Genomic DNA, 20,191 nt, shown 5'->3' with positions numbered 1-20,191 from the left:
AAAGTCGCGGCATGGAAGTTCAAGTAGAAAGGCAGCATGGCTAGACAGGCAGGAGCTCGGATAGACGAGCGTGGGCCTGGTTAGACAGACGAAGATGAGGATAGACGGGGGAGGGCTCGGGGATAAAAGCCCGGGTAGGGCAGTTAGCGAGGGGACACACCAGCGGGGCGGGCCTATGCCCGTGGCGCTTACCCCCAGCGCTTGTCTGCGGCCTATGTCCACGGCCTATACCCGTATTCACGCGGCGCTTGCCATTGCAAAAAACCGCCTGCCTCCGGGGCGAGACCCGGTACAGACGGTTGAAGCATGCTCAAACGGCTTTCTTTCGTTTTTTGCAATTCGTGCTCGTGCACGCTTGGTAGGTGCCGGTGAAGTCGAGCCGATGATCGGTTACCTTGAAGCCATACTCCTGCTCGAGACGCTGTTCAAGTGCGGTTAGCCAATCTTCCTTAATCTCGCGCACTGCGCCGCAATCGCGGCAGATCATGTGGTGGTGCATGTGCTCGTGATCGTCGTCCCGCAGATCGAAGCGAACGACACCATCGCCGAAATTCATCTTCTCCACCACGCCCAAGTCGCTCAGCATTTCCAGCGTCCGGTACACGGTTGCGAGCCCGATATCCGGGGACTTCGCCTTTACCAGCATGTATACGTCTTCCGCGCTGAGATGATCGTTCTCGTTTTCCAGCAGCACACGCAGGGTCGCTTCGCGCTGAGGCGTAATTTTATAGCCCTTCATCGTCAGCTGCCGGTTGATTTTTTCCATTTCTTTGGTGACGGTCAACATCTTCCCCAACACCTCCATTTGCAGATTTGCAGTCGGTGTATCGGCAGGTAGACCGAGCGCTCCGGTCGCTCATCCCTCACCCGCATGTTTAGAATTATTCTAATCTGATTGTAACGCAAATGGGCGGCGCCTGTAAAGAGGCGGACTTTGACATTCGGGCGCTGCATGCGTATACTATTAGTCAACTTCTTGTTAGTCAATGTCTTGACTATTAAGCGTTAATTACAATACTGGCCAACCGAAATACTGGCTATTCGAGCGCCGTCATGCCGCCGGAGCCATTGAGCTGCTGCCTATTATTCAAGTCGAGCCGCTGATTTTTTTCGAGCTGCTTTATTTCAAGCTATTTTCTATTTCGAGTTCGAGCTTCTTCCTATTTTAGGCTACTTTTTTCAAGCTATTACTTTCAAGCTACTTCCTACTTATACGATGCGAGGGGGATTCGAATGAACAACGAACGGCGCTGCTGTCCGGAGCTGCTCGTCGAGCTGTTCCGCGTGTCGAATCTGCTCGATCGCAGCGGACGCGCAATCACGAGCGCGGCAGGACTTTCCAGTGTGCATCAATGGTATATCCTGGAGGAGCTCGCCGACGGACGCGCCAGACCGCTCAAGGAACTGGGTGCTCATACCCAGGTGACCAAGCAAAATATGAGCAGCATGATCGAGCGGCTGCGCCAAGCAGGCTTCGTCGCTTGCCGCGACTGCGGCGCCGACCGGCGCAAGCGGCTCGTCTCTATCACGCCGCAAGGCCTGGCCGCGCTGGAGCACATCGCCAGCCAGGGCGCTGCGAGCCACGAAGCCGCTCTGAAGGGCTTCACGGCCGAGGAGCGCGCCCGGCTGCACGAGGACCTCAGGCGCATCGCCGCCAATCTGACGACGCACACCACCCCAAGCCCCTGAAAGGAGCATGAACGCTACTATGACTGAATCGTCTCAACCCACCGTCCGCACGCACGACGCGCTGGACGTCGACCTGTCCGTACTCGACCTCGCACCCGTCACCGAGGGCGGCACCGTAACCGAGGCGCTGGACCATACGCTCGATCTGGCGCGGCACGCCGAGCGGCTGGGCTACCGCCGCTTCTGGCTCGCCGAGCATCACGGCATGCCCGGCATTGCCAGCTCCGCCACCTCCGTGCTCATCGGCTACGTGGCGGGCGGCACGCGCACGATCCGCGTCGGCTCCGGCGGCGTCATGCTGCCCAATCACGCCTCGCTCGCCATCGCCGAGCAATTCGGCACGCTGGAATCGCTCTACCCCGGCCGCATCGACCTCGGACTCGGCCGCGCGCCCGGATCGGACCAGCCCGCGGCGCGCGCACTGCGCCGCGGCCTGCCGATCGGGGGCAACGACTTCCCCGATCAGTTGGAGGAGCTGCGCGGCTACTTCCGCGGCGAGACCGAGAGCGGCGCCAGGCCGCTCGTCCGAGCCTATCCCGGGGAAGGGCTGAACGTGCCGATCTGGCTGCTCGGCTCGAGCGGCTTCAGCGCGACGCTGGCGGGTCAGCTCGGCCTGCCGTTCTCGTTCGCGAGCCATTTCGCACCGGACTACCTGCTCGAAGCGCTCGATCTGTATCGCAGCAACTTCCGGCCTTCGGAGACGCTGCAGCAGCCGCATGTGATGGTCGGCCTCAACATCGTCGCCGCCGACGGGCAGGCCGAGGCCGAGCGGCTCGCCACCTCGCATCAGCTGCAATTCCTTAGCCTAATTCGCGGCAGACCGGTGCGAATGCAGCCGCCGGTGGACAGCATGGAGGGCATCTGGTCGCCGCACGAGGCCGCGCTGGTGCACAAGCAGCTGCGCTATTCGCTGATCGGCGACCGTGCCCGGGTACGTGACGGCCTGGCGCGGATCGTCGAGGAGACCGGCGCCGACGAGCTCATCGTCTCGGGCCCGATCTACGACCATGAGGCGCGCCTGCGTTCGTACGCCATCGCCGCGGAGGCCGCCGGCATCCGGCCCGCTGCCGTTTCCTGATTGGCCGATTGGCTCCGCCCCGCTGGGGGTAAGGAGAGTAGGAGATCATCCATTCCGCTCTACCGAAAGGAGTCTATATAATGGGTCACTATATCGAGGTTGAACCGAATGTGAATGTCTATGTGCGGGATACGGGCGAAGGACCGGCCGTGCTGCTGCTGCACGGCTGGCCGCTTAATCACGCCATGTTCGAATATCAGATCACCGCGCTGACGCGCCGCGGCTTCCGCGTTGTCGCGCTTGACCAGCGCGGCTTTGGCCGCTCGGACGCGCCGGCTGCGGGCTACGGCTATGACCGCCTCGCCGACGATGTGCGGGCGGTGATCGACCGTCTGCAGTTGGACAACGCTGCGCTTGTCGGCTTCTCGGTCGGCGGGGCGATCGCGACGCGCTACATGGCCCGTCATGCCGGACACGGCATCGCCCGGTTGGCGCTGCTCGGCGCGGCGGCGCCGCTGTTCACGCAGCGCGACGGCTACCCGCATGGCATGACCAAGGATGAGGTAAATGAGCAGCTTCAGGCGCTGCAGAGCGACCGGCCCGCTTTCCTCAAGGAGTTCGGAAGCCTCTTCCTGGAGAACGCGGACGGCAGCATCAGCGAGCCCTTCCAGCAATGGCTGCACCAGCTCGGACTGCAGGCCTCGGCATGGGGCACCGTCGGCACGCTCGAGACGCTGCGGGACGAGGATCTGCGCGAGGATCTGACCCGCATCGGCAGCGTCGACACCGTCATCTTCCACGGCGCGCTGGACAAGATCTGTGTGCCGGAGCTGGCGGTGTCGCAGCAGCAGGCCATCCCGGGCGCGCGCCTCGTCACCTTCGAGCGCAGCGGCCACGGCATGCTGTTCGACGAGCCGGACAAGTTCAACGAAGAGCTGCTGGCGTTCCTGTCCACCAAGTCCTGAGCAGGGCAGTTCAGGTCAGGGCTTGTGGCCCTTGGAGGATGGGAAGCGCGACAATGATCCAGCTCGCTTTGCGGGCTCCCCTGCGTCATCTGACGCGCGGGCGCCCTGTTTGATTGCGGCGGATGGATTTCCTGGGATAGCTCCGGCTAGCCCCGACGCCGCGCGATCCTTACAGCGTCAATGCGATTTTTGGCCTCCAGCTTTTGCATGACCTTGGAGATGTGGTTTGAAGTACGCCGGAAGAGATAAATGGAGATTTACCTAATTCAGGTTTGCTACATTTTACGGGGTAACAATTACAGGTGTTTTTTCATAATCATCAAAGTACCATGTTTGATAATTATCTATTGATCGATCTGTAGCATTCACTCCCTCGACCCCAGTACCATAATAGGAGGACATATATTCGTAATCCGCCTTGTCTTTTTGATTGCTGTGAAATCGAATAATAATGTGTGGGTAGGGCTGGTCATCACCTTCAGCATAATGTTTAAAATAGCTCTTTTCTATTGTAGTTTCCTTAAACTCCTCTGTAAGGATCAGTTCTCTTGTCTCTATAAAAATTTTCTCGCTGACCTCTTTATCTGTATTTTCTTTGAGATAATAATTAAACGCTACCCGGGTCGGTGCCATTTGGATTTTCAGATCAGCTATTTCTTTATATTCCGTGCGAACACTCTTTTTAAAATCGGTCAATTGTTCTGTTTTGACATTTTTATAGGTCGTACAACCGGTTAAAAACAACATAAAAATGAATAAAAATGAAATGCTTCTCTTTATCATAAAGCCACCTCCCACTATAAAGTAAAATGTTTTTGCCAAAGAATAAACATCTGCTGGCTTACCATTCGCGTTAATTGCATCTCGCTTCATCTCGGGTGCAATAGTATTTTTAGGTCCCACCGACTCCCCCTTTTCAGTTAAATCAGTCTTCTCGGGGTAATCCACCAACCCAAAATCACCAAATACCCATACATCATTATAATAGTAAATGTTGCTTGGCTTAATATCTCTATGAACAATTCCTTTCTCATGAAGCATAACTAGCACTTTGCTTAAAGAATGAATACACGTAACAACTTCAACAACATTTTCGAGCCTCTTTGAATATTGACTTAAAGGATCAGCGATTGGCATTGTATACCAAGGTCGGTTATTTGAATCCGGTTTATTGGAAGATAAATATCCAGCACAGGAATGATACCCTGAATTTCATCTTGGTTCTGTTTGACAACTTTTATTTCATCCTTGAAACGAGCATATTTTTTTCAAATCTGCTTTTAGATACAATAAGTAATTTCATTGCAACGTACTGTCGTTGTCTATTCATTACTTTGAAGACATCAGCATTCCCTCCAGAACCTAAATGCTCAATTATTTTATAGCCTCCAATAGTCAGACCGCTCATTTTCTCTACATGATATGAAGCCACTATTACTCTCCTCTCAGCTATTACTCATCTCATTTAATACAATTTCAAATAATATAAGAGTTCGAACATTCGAGATAAAAACTTTGAATAATCAAAATTTTCTCCTCGCCTCAAATTTTTCATCATTTCTTGTAAATCATTCCACTTATCAAGCATCACTGGATACGTAATTCTATGCTCATGCTCCCTTATTAGCTTTAAGTTAGCTAAGTGTTGAGATATTACATCTTCATAAGTCACGGATTGAATTCTTGAAGGGGAGTATAAAGAAACGTCAGAAGAACTAACGAAAGCTGATTGGCGCATGCGTAATTGTGCTATTCTGTCCAGTTCTCTTTGTCGTCTTACTTGCAATAATTCATGCTGAAACATTTTCTCAATCTTATTAACTTGAATAGATGAGAAAGGAAGACCAATATCAATTTGTGTTCTCAAATCTTCCGTCAAAGGCAGTTCGTTATAATCAGTCGGCAAATCCCAGCCCTGCTCATATCGAATGAGTATCTCGTCACGTTCAAGATCAATTTTATGAAAACCATTCGTAATATCTTTAATCAGTTCAGCAGACATCATCGTATAGTTCCCCAAGCAAGTTTCTCCAAGCTGGTATGTCTTATTCTCCTTGCGATGATGAACGATATAGCAGTATCTAAGCGTTATTCCGCATTCACATTTATACGGGCGGTTACCATAACCACCATCTAGTATCTCTTTCAGCTCCCAGTCGTTTAATTTTTCCCAAACCTCATCTATTGAAACGTTGGAATGCAGCACAATTCCCTTTTTATGAGCGAGTTTCTCTAACCATTTACTTTTTTTACTTTGCTTCAAATAGCTCTGCAAAAAGATTAATTGATTGTCATCCAACAATTGAAATAATCGATTAACTTCCTTTTCAGTTAAAGGGGATGGCATTTCTCTCCCTCCATTCAAAGCTAGGTCTTAGTAACTAAATCGTACCATATAATTACAAACTCCGCACTCACATCCTTTATCCGAAGATAACTATGCTATAATAGGAATACTACAATTTCACGCGAGGTGAAGCCGATGAAATGGGGAGAAATTACCGAACTACATCCAAGTCGTTTTGTGCTAGTTGAGGCAATCAAGGCAAGCTCCAGCAATCGTGTACGTCAATTAGAGGAAATGGCAGTCATTCAGGATTATGTTAATCCGCAGGAAGCATGGAGCGGTTATAAAGAACTGCATAAGTTACATCCGACTCGTGAGCTGTATGTATTCCATACGAGTAGAAGTGATGTTGAGGTTGTAGAAGAGTTTTTTTCAGGAGTGCGGCAGCAAATATGAAGATAAGACTTCAGAGCGGCTTGCCTATCGTTTCCTTGACATTAACTCGAAATGACCAATCTGTCGTTCTGCACAATGTGCTGTTTGACACGGGCTGTGCGGCAACAGTGTTTGATACCGATGCATTAGATGCAATAGGCATCCACATTGATTTCATCAATGGACGAGCCAAGCGAATGTATGGGGTAGGGGGAACCAGCGAGATTTGCTATGAACAGCAAATTTCCGAACTTCATATTGAACAGGTTGCTTTAAATGATTTTTCGATTCAGCTTGGCTCGATTCGAGAACCTTATGGATTTGATGGAATCGTTGGCATTGATTTTATGATGAAAGCAAAATGCAAGGTGAATTTCGAAACCATGAATATCGAACTTGAAAATTAGACCAAGCGATGACATCCAGCAATGGACAGCATTCGCTTGGTTTGTTTTTGCTTATTAAAGCATAGCCCTTTTATGTGAGGGCTTATTCACTCTTGCCGACATAAATCGCTCGATCAAACAACTGATTTGTCGTAAACCTCTGGAGCTTATGGTACCAAAGTGTGTAATTATTCGTGAAATCATCTTCGCTCATCGCATTTCCCCATGCTTCGAACAAAATCTCTTTCAGTTTTTGTGGTACCTCTATTGTCCTTTGTACTTCAATAGAGCGGAGCGGTTGCGTCGTAATATCAATCAACGAAACCTTGAAGTCTCCCTGTTATTCATTTTCGCCCCCGAATACCGCCTTCTCCTTGACGACCAGGATGCTTCGCTCTGCCTGGGCTTCCCGCCGCTTGCGCGGCTTCTGACTCGCTTCGAATCGTTCCTTGGGCGGCTGCTTCGTGCTGCCGTGCTCGCGCACATGGTAGTAGCCATCCAGCCAACTGCGCAGGGAGGCATTGAGCTGCTCTAGCGTACTCACTTCCCCGCTATGGATGAGCGTCTGCACCTCGGGGCGGAAGCTCGAGTCCACAAATTGGAACAGGCGCTCAACCTTCCCGCGGTTATGTGAAGCTTCACATAACCGCGGCAAGCTTGGCGATCGGCTCCCCTTCTTCGCATGCAGCCACGACCGCCAGGCCAAGTGCTCTTTCATTTGCCGGAAGGGCAAGCTGTGGTGGAGGACACGCACATTGGGCGTGTGCAAGCGGGTGAAATAGCCATGGCGGTGCGGCATGCGCGGTCACTCTTCCCCGTCTTGCTGGCCGGGCAGCCGGAGCTGCGCAAAATAAGGGTTTTAGCCTTTATTGAATGGGTGTGTTTCAAACCACATCTCCTTCGAGATGTAATTGCGCACCGTTCCCTTCGATAAGAAAAATATCCTACCGGTCTCCACCACCTTTACTTCTGCGCGCCCGCCATGACGCCGAGACTTGACCGACTCGTCCACACAGCGGAGACCGCTCCACCTTGGCATCATGTCGATTCCGATTCGAATGTGTGGGTCCTGCTTGCATTCATGCCATACATACAAAATCACCCCGACCGACCGGCCGGGGCTGGACCACCTATGCAACAACGATCAACTGTAACGCTCGCGCTCCGGCTCGGTCATCGCGCCTCGCATCGCCAGGCTGAAGCCGAGCAGCGACGCCGCGATGAGGCCGAAGCTCCAGGTGAGGCCGATCAGCGCCGAGATGCCGCCGATCGCCACCGGATTGACGACCTGGATGATCCGATTGGCCATCGTGCGCAGGCTCATGCCCATGCCCTGGCGCTCGCTCGCCACCGTGCGGGCGACCAGGATGAGCGCGATCGGCTGATTCACGCCGGTGCACAGTCCCCATACGAAGACGATGGCGGCGATGCCCGCATAGCCGGGCTCCAGCATCAGCGCCGCCAGACAGGCACACCCCGCCCACAGACTGCCATGCAGAATCCAGCGCGGTCCGAGCCGATCCATCAGCGTGCCCACGAGCGGACGGATGACGATCGACGCGACGCCGCCGATCGAGAGCAGCGTGCCGATCTGCGTGTTGGAGTAGGCGAGATTCGCCAGATAGATGGGCAGGAACGTGCTCTTCACATCGACGAGAATGAACAGCACGCCGTTGAACAGCATCGCGATACTGAACGCCCGGTTGTGCCGCAGCAGGTCCACGCCGCTGCCGTAGCTGCGCCAGAATTGAAAGTCCACCTCCGCGCTGCTTGTACGCCGCTGCATGCGCGGCACGAACAACGCGCTCGCCCCGCACAACACCGCACAACCGCAAAACGTGAGAAACACCCAATTGAAGCTGCCTGCGTCAGCCAGGATACCGCCGAGGATCGGGCCGGCGAATTGCGCCAGGGCATTGGCAAATGCAAAATTGGCCAACAGGCGATTGCCTTGCCGGGACGCCCGCCCCTTGGCGCTCTGGCCGATCGCGGCCTGCATGGCGCCCCAGCCGAGCAGACTGCCGACGCCGTTGCACAGCTGCGCGATCAGGATCGGCAGCAGCAGCCCGGCGCTCGCGCCCCAGACGTAGCAGAGTCCGCTCAGCAGCATGACCGCCGAGCCGAGGCCGATCGCGCGGCGGGTGCCGATGCGGTCGATTACCTGCCCGGCCGGCATCGCCAGCAGCACGGGCACGAAGGCATGCAGCGCCATCAGCAGGCCGATCCACGCCATGGCGTAGCCCGCATCGTTGAAATATAGGGCCACCATCGGCCGCAGCATGCTGAAGCCGATCCAATACAAGGTGGCCGAGACGAATAAAATCGTCACCGCCGCGCTACGCGCCATAAGACTGCTCCCTCCCTCGGACGTTCATGCCGCTCCCTTTATCCGGCCCGCGACTACCCGACTTCCACTGCTTAGCGCCGCTAGACGCTGGCAGCCGCCGCTGCGGCGGCGCTGCCGACCTGCTCGAAGTAGGCGATTGCGCCGGCCAGCTTGACGACGTCGGCGTACTTGGCGTCGAGGTCGAACAGATTCACCCAGTGGCTCATCTCGGTGCGGTCGAACGTGCATTCCTCGACGACGCCCATCTTGAAGCTGTGCGTCGTGCCGTCTACGACGGTCGCCCGCACGCAGCCGCTCGTCGATTCGCCGCAGGCGATCAGCGTGTCGATGCCCCAGCTCTGCAGCATGTGCGGCAGGATCGTGCCGTTGAAGGCGCTCGGCGCAGCCTTGCGAAGGATCAGCTCGTGCTCCAGCGGCGCCACCTCGGCGACAATTTCGGCCGAGCGCGCCTTCAGCTCGTCGGAGAGCTTCGCGTCCGACGCGTCGGATTGGCGCTTGCGGGCGACGCGCTTTGCCCAGCCGACCGCATTGTCGCGGTCGAGCTTGGTGACGTGCACGACCGGGATGCCGTTTTTGCGCGCCGCCTCGAGCAGGATCGCTGCCTGATCGACCGCGGCCCACCCCTCCAGGCCCATGCCCCCGGGATGCGTCTTGATCTGCTCCATCAGCGGCTGCCGCGTCAGACCGAGCGCCCCGTAGTAGAAGTCGATCATGATCAGCGCCGGCTTCGTGCCGAAGCCGAACGGTTCCTTTTTGCCGCGCGCCTCATTGTGTTCCCTGTCGCGCTCCGTCATGAATTGATCCCATCCTGCCATACGTTACCACTCCCTTAGTTTTTTTTTCGTCCAAGGCCAACCGTATTGCCTTAGCTGCTCGTCACGCTCGTCGCAGGGACTGCCCGCGCCTCGAGGTGGCCGAGCGCCTCGTCAATATGCATGACGTCGGCGTACTTGTGATGCAGGTCGAACAGGTTGACCTTGTGCGAGAGCGGGCTGCGGTCGTAGCAGCACTCCTCGACCATCGTCACGTGGTAGCCGTGCGAATACGCCTCGACCACGCTCGCCCGCACGCAGCCGCTCGTCGATTCGCCGCAGACGATCAGGCTGTCGACATCCATAATGTTGAGATAGGCGGACAACGGCGTGCCGAAGAAGGCGCTCGCCCGGCTCTTGTAGATCACCAGATCGCCCGGCTCCGGGGCGAACGCCTCGAAGATGTCGTATGCGTCGTCGGTGATGTTCTTGAGCCGCCGGTTGGTCGAGCCGATCCGCTTCGGCGCGACCGTATGCGTGTCGCGCGTCGTGTAGATGATGGGGATGCCGAGCTCGCGCACCTTGGCGAAGAGCCGCTCGGTCGGCTCGATCGCGTCCCACGCGTGGATACCGCAGGAGCTCGGATATTCGCCCTGCAGCTCGATGACCGGCTTGCGTCCGCCCTTATAGCTGGCATTGTACAGATCGATGGCGAGCAGCGCCGGGCGTTTGCCGATGTACGTGGCGCGCTCGTACGCCTTGTAGATGTCCAGCAGCTCTTGCGACACGATGTCCTTCCAGCAGTGATCCTCGAATCCGTAGGTCTTCATTTTTCTACCTCCACACGTTGTTTGATCGCGACGGCAGCGCCGCGCGTCCGGTGATACACGCTGAAGCCGAGCATGGCGGCGAGCAGCATCGCTCCTCCGGCATAGAAGGCCGCGGCCAGCCCGAGCAGTTGGCCCACCAGGCCAAACAGCATCGGCGCCGCGACTTGGGAGGAACGGTTGGCGAGCAGGCGCAGACCCATGATCTTGCCGCGATCGCCCATCGCGTCCTCGACCATGATCATCGTGCTGACCGGCATATTGATGCCGACCGCCGCGCCGATCAACAAGGACACGGCGCCGACTGCCGCGGCATGCCACCCCATGCCGGGCAGCAGCAGGAGACAGACAGCGGCGGCGCAGCCCGCGCCGATCAAGAGCGCCTGATGCGACCAGCGCCGCGTCAGCCGGCCGATGAACATGCGCGAGACCATGCCCGCCAGTCCGCGCAGCGAGACGAGCACCGAGATGACGAAGGCGCTGTAGCCGAGCATATCCAGATACAGCGGGAAAAAGCCGATCCAGATCGACTGGATAAAATGAATCAGGAATGTGCCGAGCAATCCGAACTGAATACCCGGACTTCGCACGAGATGAATGCCCTTCAGATAGCTGTCCGCAATCTCGCGCGGCTGGAAGACCGTGCGCAGTTGGGCGCCGAAGCCTGGATCGGGACGCACGTGCCGGCTCGCCCAGCGGAAGAGGGCGCCGAACAATAGCGCTGCGAATAGCGCGATCAGGAACGCCGTGCGATAGCCGTCAGTCAGTGCGCCCAGCCAGCCCTCGAGCCGCAGGGCCGACACGGCGGACACCGCCGCGCCGCCGACGAGCGGTCCGACCATGCTGCCGCCCGAGCACCAGGCGGAGTAGCGCGTAATATTGCGCTCGCGCTCGGCCTTGTCGCCCTCGGAGACGATGACCTGCAGCGACGAAGCGACGATCATCGTGCCGGCCCCGATCAGCAGCTGCGACAGCGTCAGCAGCAGCAGATTGGGACTCCACACCATCAGCGCCAGCGACAGGATCGTGATCCGATTGCCCCAGCGCATCAGCTGCGGCGCGCCGAGCCGGTCGATGAGCTGCCCGGCAGGCAGCGCGATGAGGAGCGGCAGCACCGCCTTGAGCGTGAGCATCCCGCCGATGCTGGCAGTCGAGGCGCCGAGCTGCGCCGCGTACAGCGCGAAGAACGGTTGGGTGAGCGTATTGATGCCGAAGTGCAGGCCCCCGCCCACGATGCTTGTCTTTTTCAATGTGCCAATCCCCTTACGTGAATTGCCGTTACGAAGCGTAAAAGCAGGCCACCTTGCGATCCGGCTCGGCCGCGGATTCGAGCGGCGGCATCTCCTGCTTGCAGGCGTCCTGCACGAGCGGGCAGCGCGTGCTGAAGCGGCAGCCCTGCGGCGGATTGGCCGGACTCGGCAGCTCGCCCTTCAGCAGCTCCAGCTCGCGCCGGTCCTCGAGCTGCGGATCGGGCACCGGCGCGGCGTACAGCAGCGCCCGGGTGTACGGATGCTTGGGCGCTGCGAATACCTGCTCGGCCGGTCCCGATTCGACCACCTGGCCGAGATACATGACCGCGATATGGTCCGAGATATGCCGCACCACCGACAGATCATGCGAGATGAAGACGAGGCTGATCCCGAGCCGCTCCCGCAGCTCCGCCAGCAGATTGATGACCTGCGCCCGCACCGACACGTCGAGCGCCGAGGTCGGCTCGTCGGCGACGATGATCGACGGCGAGAGCGCCAGCGCCCGCGCGATCGCGATCCGCTGCCGCTGTCCGCCGCTTAGCTGATTCGGATGGCGGTCGAGGTACGAGACGTCCAGCCCGACCGTCTGGATGAGCTCGCGGATGCGGCGCTCGCGCTCCGCCGCCGTACCGACCTTCATCACTTGCAGCGGCTCGCCGATCACCTGACGGATCGTCATCTTCGGATTGAAGGAGGAATACGGGTCCTGGAACACCATCTGCACCTTGCTGCGGAAGCCTCTGAGCTCATCTCCCTTCATATGGGCGATGTCCACGCCCTCCACGAGGATGCTGCCCGCGGTCGGCTCCTCGAAGCGCAGCAGCAGGCGCGCCATCGTGCTCTTGCCGCAGCCGGACTCGCCGACGATGCCGAGCGTCTGTCCCGGCATGAGCGTCAGATCGATGCCGTCGACGGCGCGCACGAGCCGCTTGCGCTTGCGTAGCAGACCGGCCGGCTGCGTCGTGGCGAAGTGCTTGGCCAGCGACCGCAGCTCCAGCACCGGCTGCACCGGCGGCGCTGCGACAGACGCGTCGGGGGCCAGGCCCTGCAGCGTCGCGCCTGCCGACACCCCTTCAGCCGCCTCCATCGCTGCCGCGGCGCGGGCTGCGACCGGCGCAGCGGCGCCGTGGACGGCCGCGCCTCCAATCGTCACGCGCGGCCCGTCGCCCGTCACCGCCGATGCCGTACGGTCGGCCGATGCCGCACTCCCGGCGGGCCGGCTCGCCTGGCGATGCGCGTCCGCCGCCGCCTGGAGCGCCTCCCTGCGGATCCCGCCCTCCACGAAGCAGGCGGCCTGATGCGTGGGCGAGCGCTCGCTGAGCAGCGGCGCGGCCGCGCGGCAGCCCGGCTGCACCGCCGGGCAGCGCGCCGCGAACGAGCAGCCCGGGAGCGGCTGCCGCATATCCGGCGGGAAGCCCTCGATCTGCAGTAGCCGGTGCGCGCGCTCGCCTCCCGCGCTCGGAATCGTCTGCAAGAGGCTCTGCGTATACGGATGCTGCGGATTGGCGAAGATCTCGTGGACGCGGCCGTATTCCACGATTTTGCCGGCGTACATGACCGCGACCTTCTGTGCGAAGCGCGCCACCAGGCCCAGATCGTGCGTGATGAACAGCATCGCGCAGCCCGTCTCCTCCGACAGCCGCTTGAGCAGCTCGATGATCTGCGCCTGAATCGTCACGTCAAGTGCTGTCGTCGGCTCGTCGGCCAGGATGAGCTGCGGATTGCAGGAGAGCGCCATCGCGATCAGCACGCGCTGGCGCATGCCGCCGCTCAGCTCGAACGGGTAGCAGCGCACCCGCGCCTCGGGATCGGGGATGCCGACCTGGCGCAGCAGCTCCACTGCCCGGGCGGCAGCCTGGCCGCGAGTCAGCTGGAGGTGGCGGCGAATCGTGTGCACGAGCTGATCCTCCACCGTCATGACCGGATCGAGCGACGACATCGGATCCTGGAACACCGTGCCGATCGCCCCGCCCCGCACCGCGCCGAGCTCGCGCTCGGACATGCGCAGCAGATCGCGGCCCTGCAGCCGCACCTCCCCGGAGACGATCTTGCCCGGATGCGCGACCAGCTGCAGCAGCGACATTGCCATCGCGCTCTTGCCCGAGCCGCTCTCGCCGACGACGGCGAGCCGCTCGCCCGCGCGCAGCGCGAACGAGACGCCGTTCACCGCCCGCACCGCGCCCTGATCGGTGTGGAAGTGCGTGTGCAGGTCCTCCACTTCCAGCAGCGGCTCTCCGGCGGCGCCGGTGACTGCTTCGGCGCTCTGCACAGCTTCGACAGCACCGGCAGTACCGGCAGTACCGGCGACTGCCTCGGATCTACTGACAGCTCCGCTCACGACGTCCGCGCTTCCCGTTGCTCCGGCAGCCGCTTCGGCTCTGTCCACCGCTTCGGCGCTTGCCGTCGCAGCTCCGGTCGCAGCTCCGGCCGCAGCCCGTACCGCCTTGCCCGGTTCGATCCATTGTGCCATGGGCCTCCCCACCTTCCTCTTTATTTCCTCTTAATCCTTATAGCCTTCCATCCTCATCACGCTTCGTCTCAGCAGACGCCAGCCCTCCCGACACGCCCGCCCCTACTGCCGCGAGCGCGGGTCCATCACCTCGCGGATGCCGTCGGCGATCAGGTGCAGACTGACCGCGATGGCGAAGATGACCAGCCCGGGAAAGGTCGAGATCCACCAGGCTTCCTGCAGATACGGCTGGCCCTCCTTGATGATATTGCCCAGCGACGGCGCCGGCGGCGTGATGCCGAGCCCGAGGAAGCTGAGGCTGGCCTCGGTCAGGATCGCGCTGGCGGCGACGATGCTGGCCGAGACGAGCATCGGCGCCAGCGTATTGGGCACGATATGGCGCGCCATCAGCCAGTGCGTCGGCGCCGATACCATGCGGGCCGCGTCGATGTAGGGGCGCGACTTGACGCTCAGCACGAGCGAGCGCTGCAGCCGGATCGAGCGTGGCAGGTCGGCGATCGCGATCGCGACGATGACCGGCAGGATGCCGGCGCCGAAGATCGCGACGAGCGCGATCGCCAGCAGCAGCGACGGGAAGGACAGGAAGACATCCACGATCGCCATGATGATGCGGTCGAGCCGCCCGCCGAAGTAGGCCGAGATCGTGCCGACGAGCAGACCGCCGGCAAGCGTGATCGCCGCTACGACGAAGCCGACGACGAGCGAGGTCTGCATGCCCGAGATCGTGCGGCTCATGATATCGCGGCCGATCTTGTCCGTGCCCATCGGATAATCGAGGGCCGGGGCGTGCAGCCCCGCCTTCACATTGGACGCGAGCGGATCGGCGAGCGGCAGCACCGGCGCCAGCAGCGCCACGGCCACCAGCGGCAGCAGGATCAGCAGGCCGATCATCCCTTGCTTGTTTTTGCACAGTCGGATCACGTTGCCCAGCCTCGGCCATGTCAGCGGCAGCGAGGCCGAGCGTCCAAGGGTGCCTTCGGCACTTTTTTCCATCTGTCATGCATCTCCCTTCGCGCCGTCCGTGGCCCGGCGCCAGTCTGACCTACTACGATCTAAGATCTAATACTTCACCCGCGGGTCCATATACCGGTAGATCAAGTCCGTCATCATGTTCACGACGATGAACAGCATCGAGTAGACGAGGATGACGCTCTGCACGAGCGTGTAGTCGCGCATCTTGATACCGCCGATCAGGAGCGAGCCGATACCCGGAATCGAGAAGATGAATTCGGTGATGACCGTCCCGTTCATCAGACTGCCGAAGGCCAGCCCGGCTACGGTGATGATCGGCATCGCCGCATTCTTGAGCGCGTGGCGAAAGACGACCAGCAGCTGCGGCGCCCCAAATGCGCGGGCGGTACGAATGTAGTCCTCGTTCAGCACCTCCAGCACCGAGGTGCGGGTGATCCGGGCAATCGTCGAGATCTGTCCCATGCACAGCACGATCAGCGGCAGCGCGATGCGCCGGAGCAGGCCGAGCGGATCGCCGTAATCGATCGAGCCCGTCGCCGGGAGCCAGCCGAGCGTGAGCGTGAACAGCAGCATCAGCAGCAGCGCCATCCAGAACGACGGCATCAGATCGACGAGCATCGTGATCCACGTCAGCACCGAATCGACCAGCTTCTTGCCCTTGTGCGCGGTGAACGCCGCCAGCGTGCCGAGCGTGATCGCCACCAGGCAGGAGATGCCGACGGTCAGCACCGAGATGAGAAAGGTGACCGGCAGCGCCTCCAGGATCAGCTTGGCGACCGGCTGGCCGGTGACCATCGTGGTGCCCAGATCGAGGCGCACGAGCTGCAGCAAGTAATTGAAATACTGCTGCCAGATCGGCACGTCCAGCCCCATGCGCTCGCGCATCGCGTTGAGCGCATCGCCAGACAGATTGTCGCCGGCCATATGCGAGGTGGCGTCGCCGGGGATGAGGCGCATGACGATGAAGACGAGCGTGACGACGCCGAGCACGGTCGGAATGAGCTGCCATGCTTTTTTGACCAAATACTCCTTCATCCCGATCCCTCCTGATTATGCGATTGGGCGAGCGGACCGCCGCCCGAATTGTTCAGAGCCCGCGCCTGCCTGGTACGGCCGATCGCCGCTGGGACAGAGCCGGTCCGCCCCACCGGTTAATTCGTCATGTCCACTTCATAGAAGTTGACCTGCGACAACGGATTGATGACGACATTCTCGACATAGTCGAAGCCGGGCCAGAAGCCGTTGGCCGAGAGCCGCGGAATGTACGGCAGATCGGTAAGCGCGATGCGCTGCACCTGCGCATACAAGCTCTTGCGCTTGTCGGCGTCGATTTCGGCGCGCGCCGCCTCCAGCAGCTCGGTCAGCTCCGGATTGTCGTAGCGGGCGCCGTTGAGCCCGTTGGGCGCGATATTGTCTGGGTGCAGGTAGCTGAAGAGGATCATGTCCGGATTGATCGCCGGCAGCTGCCGGCCGGATACCTCGAAGCTGCCGTCATTGCGAATCTGATTGTACATCGCCGCCTCGACGATCTCGAACTGCATGTCGATGCCGACCGCGCGCAGATTCTCCTGCTCGAGCTGATCGATCTCCTCGACGCTGCGCACATGCATCGTCACGCTGAAGCCGTCCGGATAGCCTGCCTCGGCGAGCAGCTGCTTCGCCTTCTCCGGATCGTAGTCGTACACCGGGACGTCGTCGGTATAGACCTCCATCCACTTGGGCAGCAGGTTGATCGTCGGCGAGTCGCCCATCGGATTGGTCGCGGCGATGTTGCTCGCCCAGTCGACGGCATGCGCCCAGGCCTGACGGACCTTCACCTCGCCGAGCGGCTCGACGTCGGTATTGAAGATGCGCAGGTTCACCGCCCGGTCGTACAGCGGATTGAGACTGAAGCCGTCGGCCTCGAGGCGCTCCAGCAGCTCGGTGCGCTCGATCCGCATCGCCAGGTCGACCTCGCCGTTCTGCAGGGCGATCGCCGCCGTGTCGTCGTCCTTGATGATGCTGAAGACGAGCCGCTCGATCGGTGCCGGACCGCGGTAATAATCCTCGTGGCGCACCATGACGATCTCGGAGTTGGTCTTCATACTCTCGATCATGTACGGGCCCGTCCCGACCGGATTCCACATGAATTGGTCGCCGAGCTCCTCGACCGCCTCCTGCTTCACGATCTGGCCCTGATGATAATTCGCTACGACGTGAAGGAAGTTCGCGTCCGGCGACTTCAGCTTGATCACGACCGTATAGTCGTCCGTTGCCTCGTAGGACGCCACGTTGGCGAATTCGCTGGCATACGGCGAAGCGGTGGCCGGATCGAGAATGCGGTCGTACGAGTACAGCACGTCCGCCGCGGTGAATTCGCCATAGCCTTTCTGCCATTGCACCCCTTCGCGCAGATGGAAGGTCCAGGTCATGTTATCGTCCGTTTCCCAGCTCTCCGCCAGATCCGGGATGATCTCGCCGCTCGGGCTGTAGGAGGTGAGGCCGCTGAATAGGTTGAAGGCGATGTTCTCATTCTCCACGCGGAAGATGGTCGCCGGGTCAAAGCCGGCCGGATCGTCGTAATACCGAATGCGCAGCACCTTCTCCGCAGCGGCCGCAGCCTCCGCCTCGCCGGCTGTCGCATTGCCCGTTCCGTCGGTTCCGCTGTTCCCTGCTGCTCCGTTCCCGTCCTCGTTGCCCCCGCTGCAAGCCGCCAGCAGCAGCATAGCAGCCATGATCAGGCCGCTCCACCCCCGCCGTCTCTCTGTTCTCCATTTCATGATTCCCCTGGCCTCCTTGTCGATTTTTTTTAATTTTATGTTAGTTAATCTTACTCGTAAATGACCAGTTCTGAATATTACCATTCAAAAAAGTTATGGATTCGCTTTCTATCTGACTTATAATGTTCTTATACCGATCATCATTGTGAACGGAGGCGGACTCTATGAATCTGGAGCAGATCAAGACGTTTTTGACCGTTTATCGTTCGGGCAGCTTTCAGAAAGCGGCTGAGCTGCTGTTCATTCCGCAGCCGACCGTCTCGCACCGCATCCATCAGTTGGAGAAGCAGGTCGGCAAGCCGCTCATCATCCGGCGTAAAAGCGGCAATCTGCTGACCACGGAGGGCAAGGCATTCTACCCGTACGCGCTGCAGCTGCTGGAGGTGCTGGAGCAGGGTCAGATCGCCATTGACAAGGCGGCCAAGCACGAGGAGGTCCGACTGGAAATCGGCTGCACCAATTCGCTGAGCAATCCATTCCTGTACGACATCCTGCAAGGCTTCACCTCCCATTTTCCGCATATGCACATCAAGGTGCATTCGTTCTCCACGACGGAGATCATTCACGCCATCCGCATGGGCACCTTCAATATCGGCCTGAGCCGCTATGCGATCGACGACACCGAGCTCTCCTTCCGCATGCTGGACAGCGAGCACGTCACCTTCATCGTCTCGCGCAAGCATCCGTGGGCAGGCAAGCGTTCGGTAACGCTGGAAGAGGTGGCGCAGCATCCGCTCATCGTCTATCAGGAGGGCAAGCAATACCGCGAGACGATCGAATTCGTCTTCAACCAGCGCAACCTGGTCTACCAGGTCAAGTACGAGATGCACAATCTCGAGCTCATCAAGCAGATGGTCGGCGGCAGCCACGTCGCTACCCTGTTCGCGCCGTCGTACATGGGCAATGAGCTGGCCGGCGGCCAGCTCGTCGCGATCCCGATCCAGGGCCGTCCGTTCCCGATGCGGCAGACCTTTCTCGTCTACAACAAGGCCAAGCTGACTGCCGCGGACAAGCTGTTTCACGACCACGTCCTGACCATGAAGATGCCGGGATGAACCGTCCGCGCTCCGACCGGTGATCTCCTATATGCGAATGAGCGAGAGACAGGCGCGCGATAATTAGTCGTGCGATAATAAGGCGTCAGGTGAAAATCAGATCATCGTCGGGAATACGAGCAAGATAGAGGCGTTCGGATCATTTTAGGAAAATGTCTTTACGGGAATATTCCTGTTATGGTATATTTATTGGGGCAAATAAAATTGCAATAAATACTGATTCTGTGCGAACAGCTTTACAAAATCCAGGGGTTGAGGTGATTGGAAATGGCATTGACATCTTCTCAAATATTTGTGAATCTGCATGTGAACGATCTGGAAAAATCGAAAGCGTTTTTTACGGAGCTGGGCTTTGCGTTCAACCTGCAATTCACAGATGAAAAAGCCGCCTGTCTGGTAGTCGGAGAGAACATCTTCGTCATGCTGCTGGTCGAGGAATTTTTCAAGTCGTTTACGAAAAAAGAAATCGTCGATACCTCCAAATACGCGCAGCTGACCGTCGCCATCTCCGCCGAAAGCCGGGCAAAGGTGGACGAAATCGTCAATCAGGCGGTGGCTGCGGGCGCAACGGTCTATGCCGATGCGGTGGACCACGGCTTCATGTACCAATGGGGCTTCCAGGACCTGGACGGTCACATCTGGGAGATTGCCTATATGGATATGGGCGCGTTCGAGGAACAGCCGGACGGGCAAGCTTAATCGCGAGCACCGGTCGCCTGGCGCATGATGAAACCGGAAACGGATGTCTAACGCATCGTTGAGCCACCGCCTATACGCCTGAAGAAATTACGCATTTTCAAAAACACTCATTTGCGCGAATGCTATCATGAAAAGACCGCAGCGCGCGGTCTTTTTGGCTTGCCAGATTTATTAAAAAAGCGGACCTACTATTAATATAGCCTCGCATTTTGCGCTTATTTCCAGTGTCGAAGCCAATTCGCTCCTGTAGCCTCATATTTTGCGCTTATTTCCGCCATCA

General features: G+C 58.8%; 20 protein-coding genes. 7 read left to right on the top strand and 13 right to left on the bottom strand.

Annotated features, from left to right (window positions below):
- Nucleotides 1-310: 310 nt before the first annotated feature.
- On the bottom strand, nt 311-787 hold the full coding sequence (fur, locus tag IDH44_RS01090; RefSeq protein ID WP_190913881.1) for a ferric iron uptake transcriptional regulator: 477 nt from the start codon (nt 785-787) through the stop codon (nt 311-313).
- 446 nt (nt 788-1,233) lie between these two features.
- Between fur and IDH44_RS01085 the strand changes: the two genes are divergently transcribed.
- The 3 genes from IDH44_RS01085 to IDH44_RS01075 all read left to right on the top strand — a co-directional run bounded on the left by IDH44_RS01085 (nt 1,234) and on the right by IDH44_RS01075 (nt 3,672).
- On the top strand, nt 1,234-1,689 hold the full coding sequence (locus tag IDH44_RS01085) for a MarR family winged helix-turn-helix transcriptional regulator (protein ID WP_190913879.1): 456 nt from the start codon (nt 1,234-1,236) through the stop codon (nt 1,687-1,689).
- Nucleotides 1,690-1,708: 19 nt separating this feature from the next.
- Nucleotides 1,709-2,767: an LLM class flavin-dependent oxidoreductase gene (locus tag IDH44_RS01080; protein WP_190913877.1), complete on the top strand. Its 1,059-nt coding sequence runs from the start codon at nt 1,709-1,711 to the stop codon at nt 2,765-2,767.
- Between the two features lie 80 nt (nt 2,768-2,847).
- Nucleotides 2,848-3,672: an alpha/beta fold hydrolase gene (locus tag IDH44_RS01075; RefSeq protein ID WP_190913876.1), complete on the top strand. Its 825-nt coding sequence runs from the start codon at nt 2,848-2,850 to the stop codon at nt 3,670-3,672.
- A gap of 282 nt (nt 3,673-3,954) precedes the next feature.
- Here the strand turns inward: IDH44_RS01075 and IDH44_RS01070 are convergent, their stop codons facing one another.
- The 3 genes from IDH44_RS01070 to IDH44_RS01060 form a co-directional block, all read right to left on the bottom strand.
- Nucleotides 3,955-4,809: a protein kinase domain-containing protein gene (locus tag IDH44_RS01070; RefSeq protein WP_223869264.1), complete on the bottom strand. Its 855-nt coding sequence runs from the start codon at nt 4,807-4,809 to the stop codon at nt 3,955-3,957.
- Nucleotides 4,810-4,909: 100 nt separating this feature from the next.
- The gene (locus IDH44_RS01065) at nt 4,910-5,104 is read right to left on the bottom strand and encodes a hypothetical protein (protein WP_190913872.1); all 195 of its coding nucleotides are present in this window, start codon (nt 5,102-5,104) and stop codon (nt 4,910-4,912) included.
- Nucleotides 5,105-5,137: 33 nt separating this feature from the next.
- Complete coding sequence (locus IDH44_RS01060) at nt 5,138-6,019, bottom strand: hypothetical protein (protein ID WP_190913870.1); 882 nt, start codon at nt 6,017-6,019, stop codon at nt 5,138-5,140.
- A 135-nt stretch (nt 6,020-6,154) separates the two neighbouring features.
- On the opposite strand from IDH44_RS01060, the gene IDH44_RS01055 reads away from it, so the two are divergent.
- Nucleotides 6,155-6,415 (top strand): hypothetical protein, encoded by a 261-nt coding sequence (locus IDH44_RS01055; protein WP_190913868.1) that lies wholly within the window; start codon nt 6,155-6,157, stop codon nt 6,413-6,415.
- Complete coding sequence (locus IDH44_RS01050) at nt 6,412-6,801, top strand: aspartyl protease family protein (protein ID WP_190913866.1); 390 nt, start codon at nt 6,412-6,414, stop codon at nt 6,799-6,801. The genes IDH44_RS01055 and IDH44_RS01050 overlap by 4 nt, the downstream gene beginning before the upstream one ends.
- Before the next feature lie 319 nt (nt 6,802-7,120).
- Here the strand turns inward: IDH44_RS01050 and IDH44_RS01045 are convergent, their stop codons facing one another.
- From IDH44_RS01045 to IDH44_RS01005, 9 genes are all read right to left on the bottom strand, one after another.
- Nucleotides 7,121-7,435, bottom strand: coding sequence for a hypothetical protein (locus IDH44_RS01045; RefSeq protein ID WP_190913864.1), 315 nt, complete (start codon nt 7,433-7,435; stop codon nt 7,121-7,123).
- 489 nt (nt 7,436-7,924) lie between these two features.
- Complete coding sequence (locus IDH44_RS01040) at nt 7,925-9,127, bottom strand: MFS transporter (RefSeq protein WP_190913862.1); 1,203 nt, start codon at nt 9,125-9,127, stop codon at nt 7,925-7,927.
- A gap of 80 nt (nt 9,128-9,207) precedes the next feature.
- Entirely contained in the window at nt 9,208-9,942 is a 735-nt protein-coding gene (locus tag IDH44_RS01035; protein WP_190913860.1) for an isochorismatase family protein, read from the bottom strand.
- 50 nt (nt 9,943-9,992) lie between these two features.
- Nucleotides 9,993-10,709: an isochorismatase family protein gene (locus IDH44_RS01030; protein ID WP_190913858.1), complete on the bottom strand. Its 717-nt coding sequence runs from the start codon at nt 10,707-10,709 to the stop codon at nt 9,993-9,995.
- Nucleotides 10,706-11,956, bottom strand: coding sequence for an MFS transporter (locus tag IDH44_RS01025; protein ID WP_190913856.1), 1,251 nt, complete (start codon nt 11,954-11,956; stop codon nt 10,706-10,708). The genes IDH44_RS01030 and IDH44_RS01025 overlap by 4 nt, the downstream gene beginning before the upstream one ends.
- A gap of 28 nt (nt 11,957-11,984) precedes the next feature.
- On the bottom strand, nt 11,985-14,426 hold the full coding sequence (locus tag IDH44_RS01020; protein ID WP_190913854.1) for an ABC transporter ATP-binding protein: 2,442 nt from the start codon (nt 14,424-14,426) through the stop codon (nt 11,985-11,987).
- 102 nt (nt 14,427-14,528) lie between these two features.
- Complete coding sequence (locus tag IDH44_RS01015) at nt 14,529-15,419, bottom strand: ABC transporter permease (RefSeq protein WP_190913852.1); 891 nt, start codon at nt 15,417-15,419, stop codon at nt 14,529-14,531.
- 66 nt (nt 15,420-15,485) lie between these two features.
- Complete coding sequence (locus IDH44_RS01010; protein WP_190913850.1) at nt 15,486-16,433, bottom strand: ABC transporter permease; 948 nt, start codon at nt 16,431-16,433, stop codon at nt 15,486-15,488.
- Between the two features lie 116 nt (nt 16,434-16,549).
- Nucleotides 16,550-18,157, bottom strand: coding sequence for an ABC transporter substrate-binding protein (locus IDH44_RS01005; RefSeq protein ID WP_190913848.1), 1,608 nt, complete (start codon nt 18,155-18,157; stop codon nt 16,550-16,552).
- 164 nt (nt 18,158-18,321) lie between these two features.
- Here IDH44_RS01005 and IDH44_RS01000 point away from each other — a divergent pair, with 164 nt between their 5' ends.
- Both IDH44_RS01000 and IDH44_RS00995 read left to right on the top strand, forming a co-directional pair.
- On the top strand, nt 18,322-19,212 hold the full coding sequence (locus IDH44_RS01000; RefSeq protein ID WP_190913846.1) for a LysR family transcriptional regulator: 891 nt from the start codon (nt 18,322-18,324) through the stop codon (nt 19,210-19,212).
- Nucleotides 19,213-19,479: 267 nt separating this feature from the next.
- A complete protein-coding gene (locus tag IDH44_RS00995) occupies nt 19,480-19,911 on the top strand; it encodes a VOC family protein (protein ID WP_190913844.1) in 432 nt (143 codons plus the stop codon).
- Nucleotides 19,912-20,191 lie beyond the last annotated feature (280 nt).

It is taken from the genome of Paenibacillus sabuli (genome assembly GCF_014705605.1).
GTDB lineage: Bacteria > Bacillota > Bacilli > Paenibacillales > Paenibacillaceae > Paenibacillus_D > Paenibacillus_D sabuli.
The sequence above is the reverse complement of the archived record's forward strand: the minus strand, read 5'-3'. Positions and strand labels throughout refer to the sequence as shown.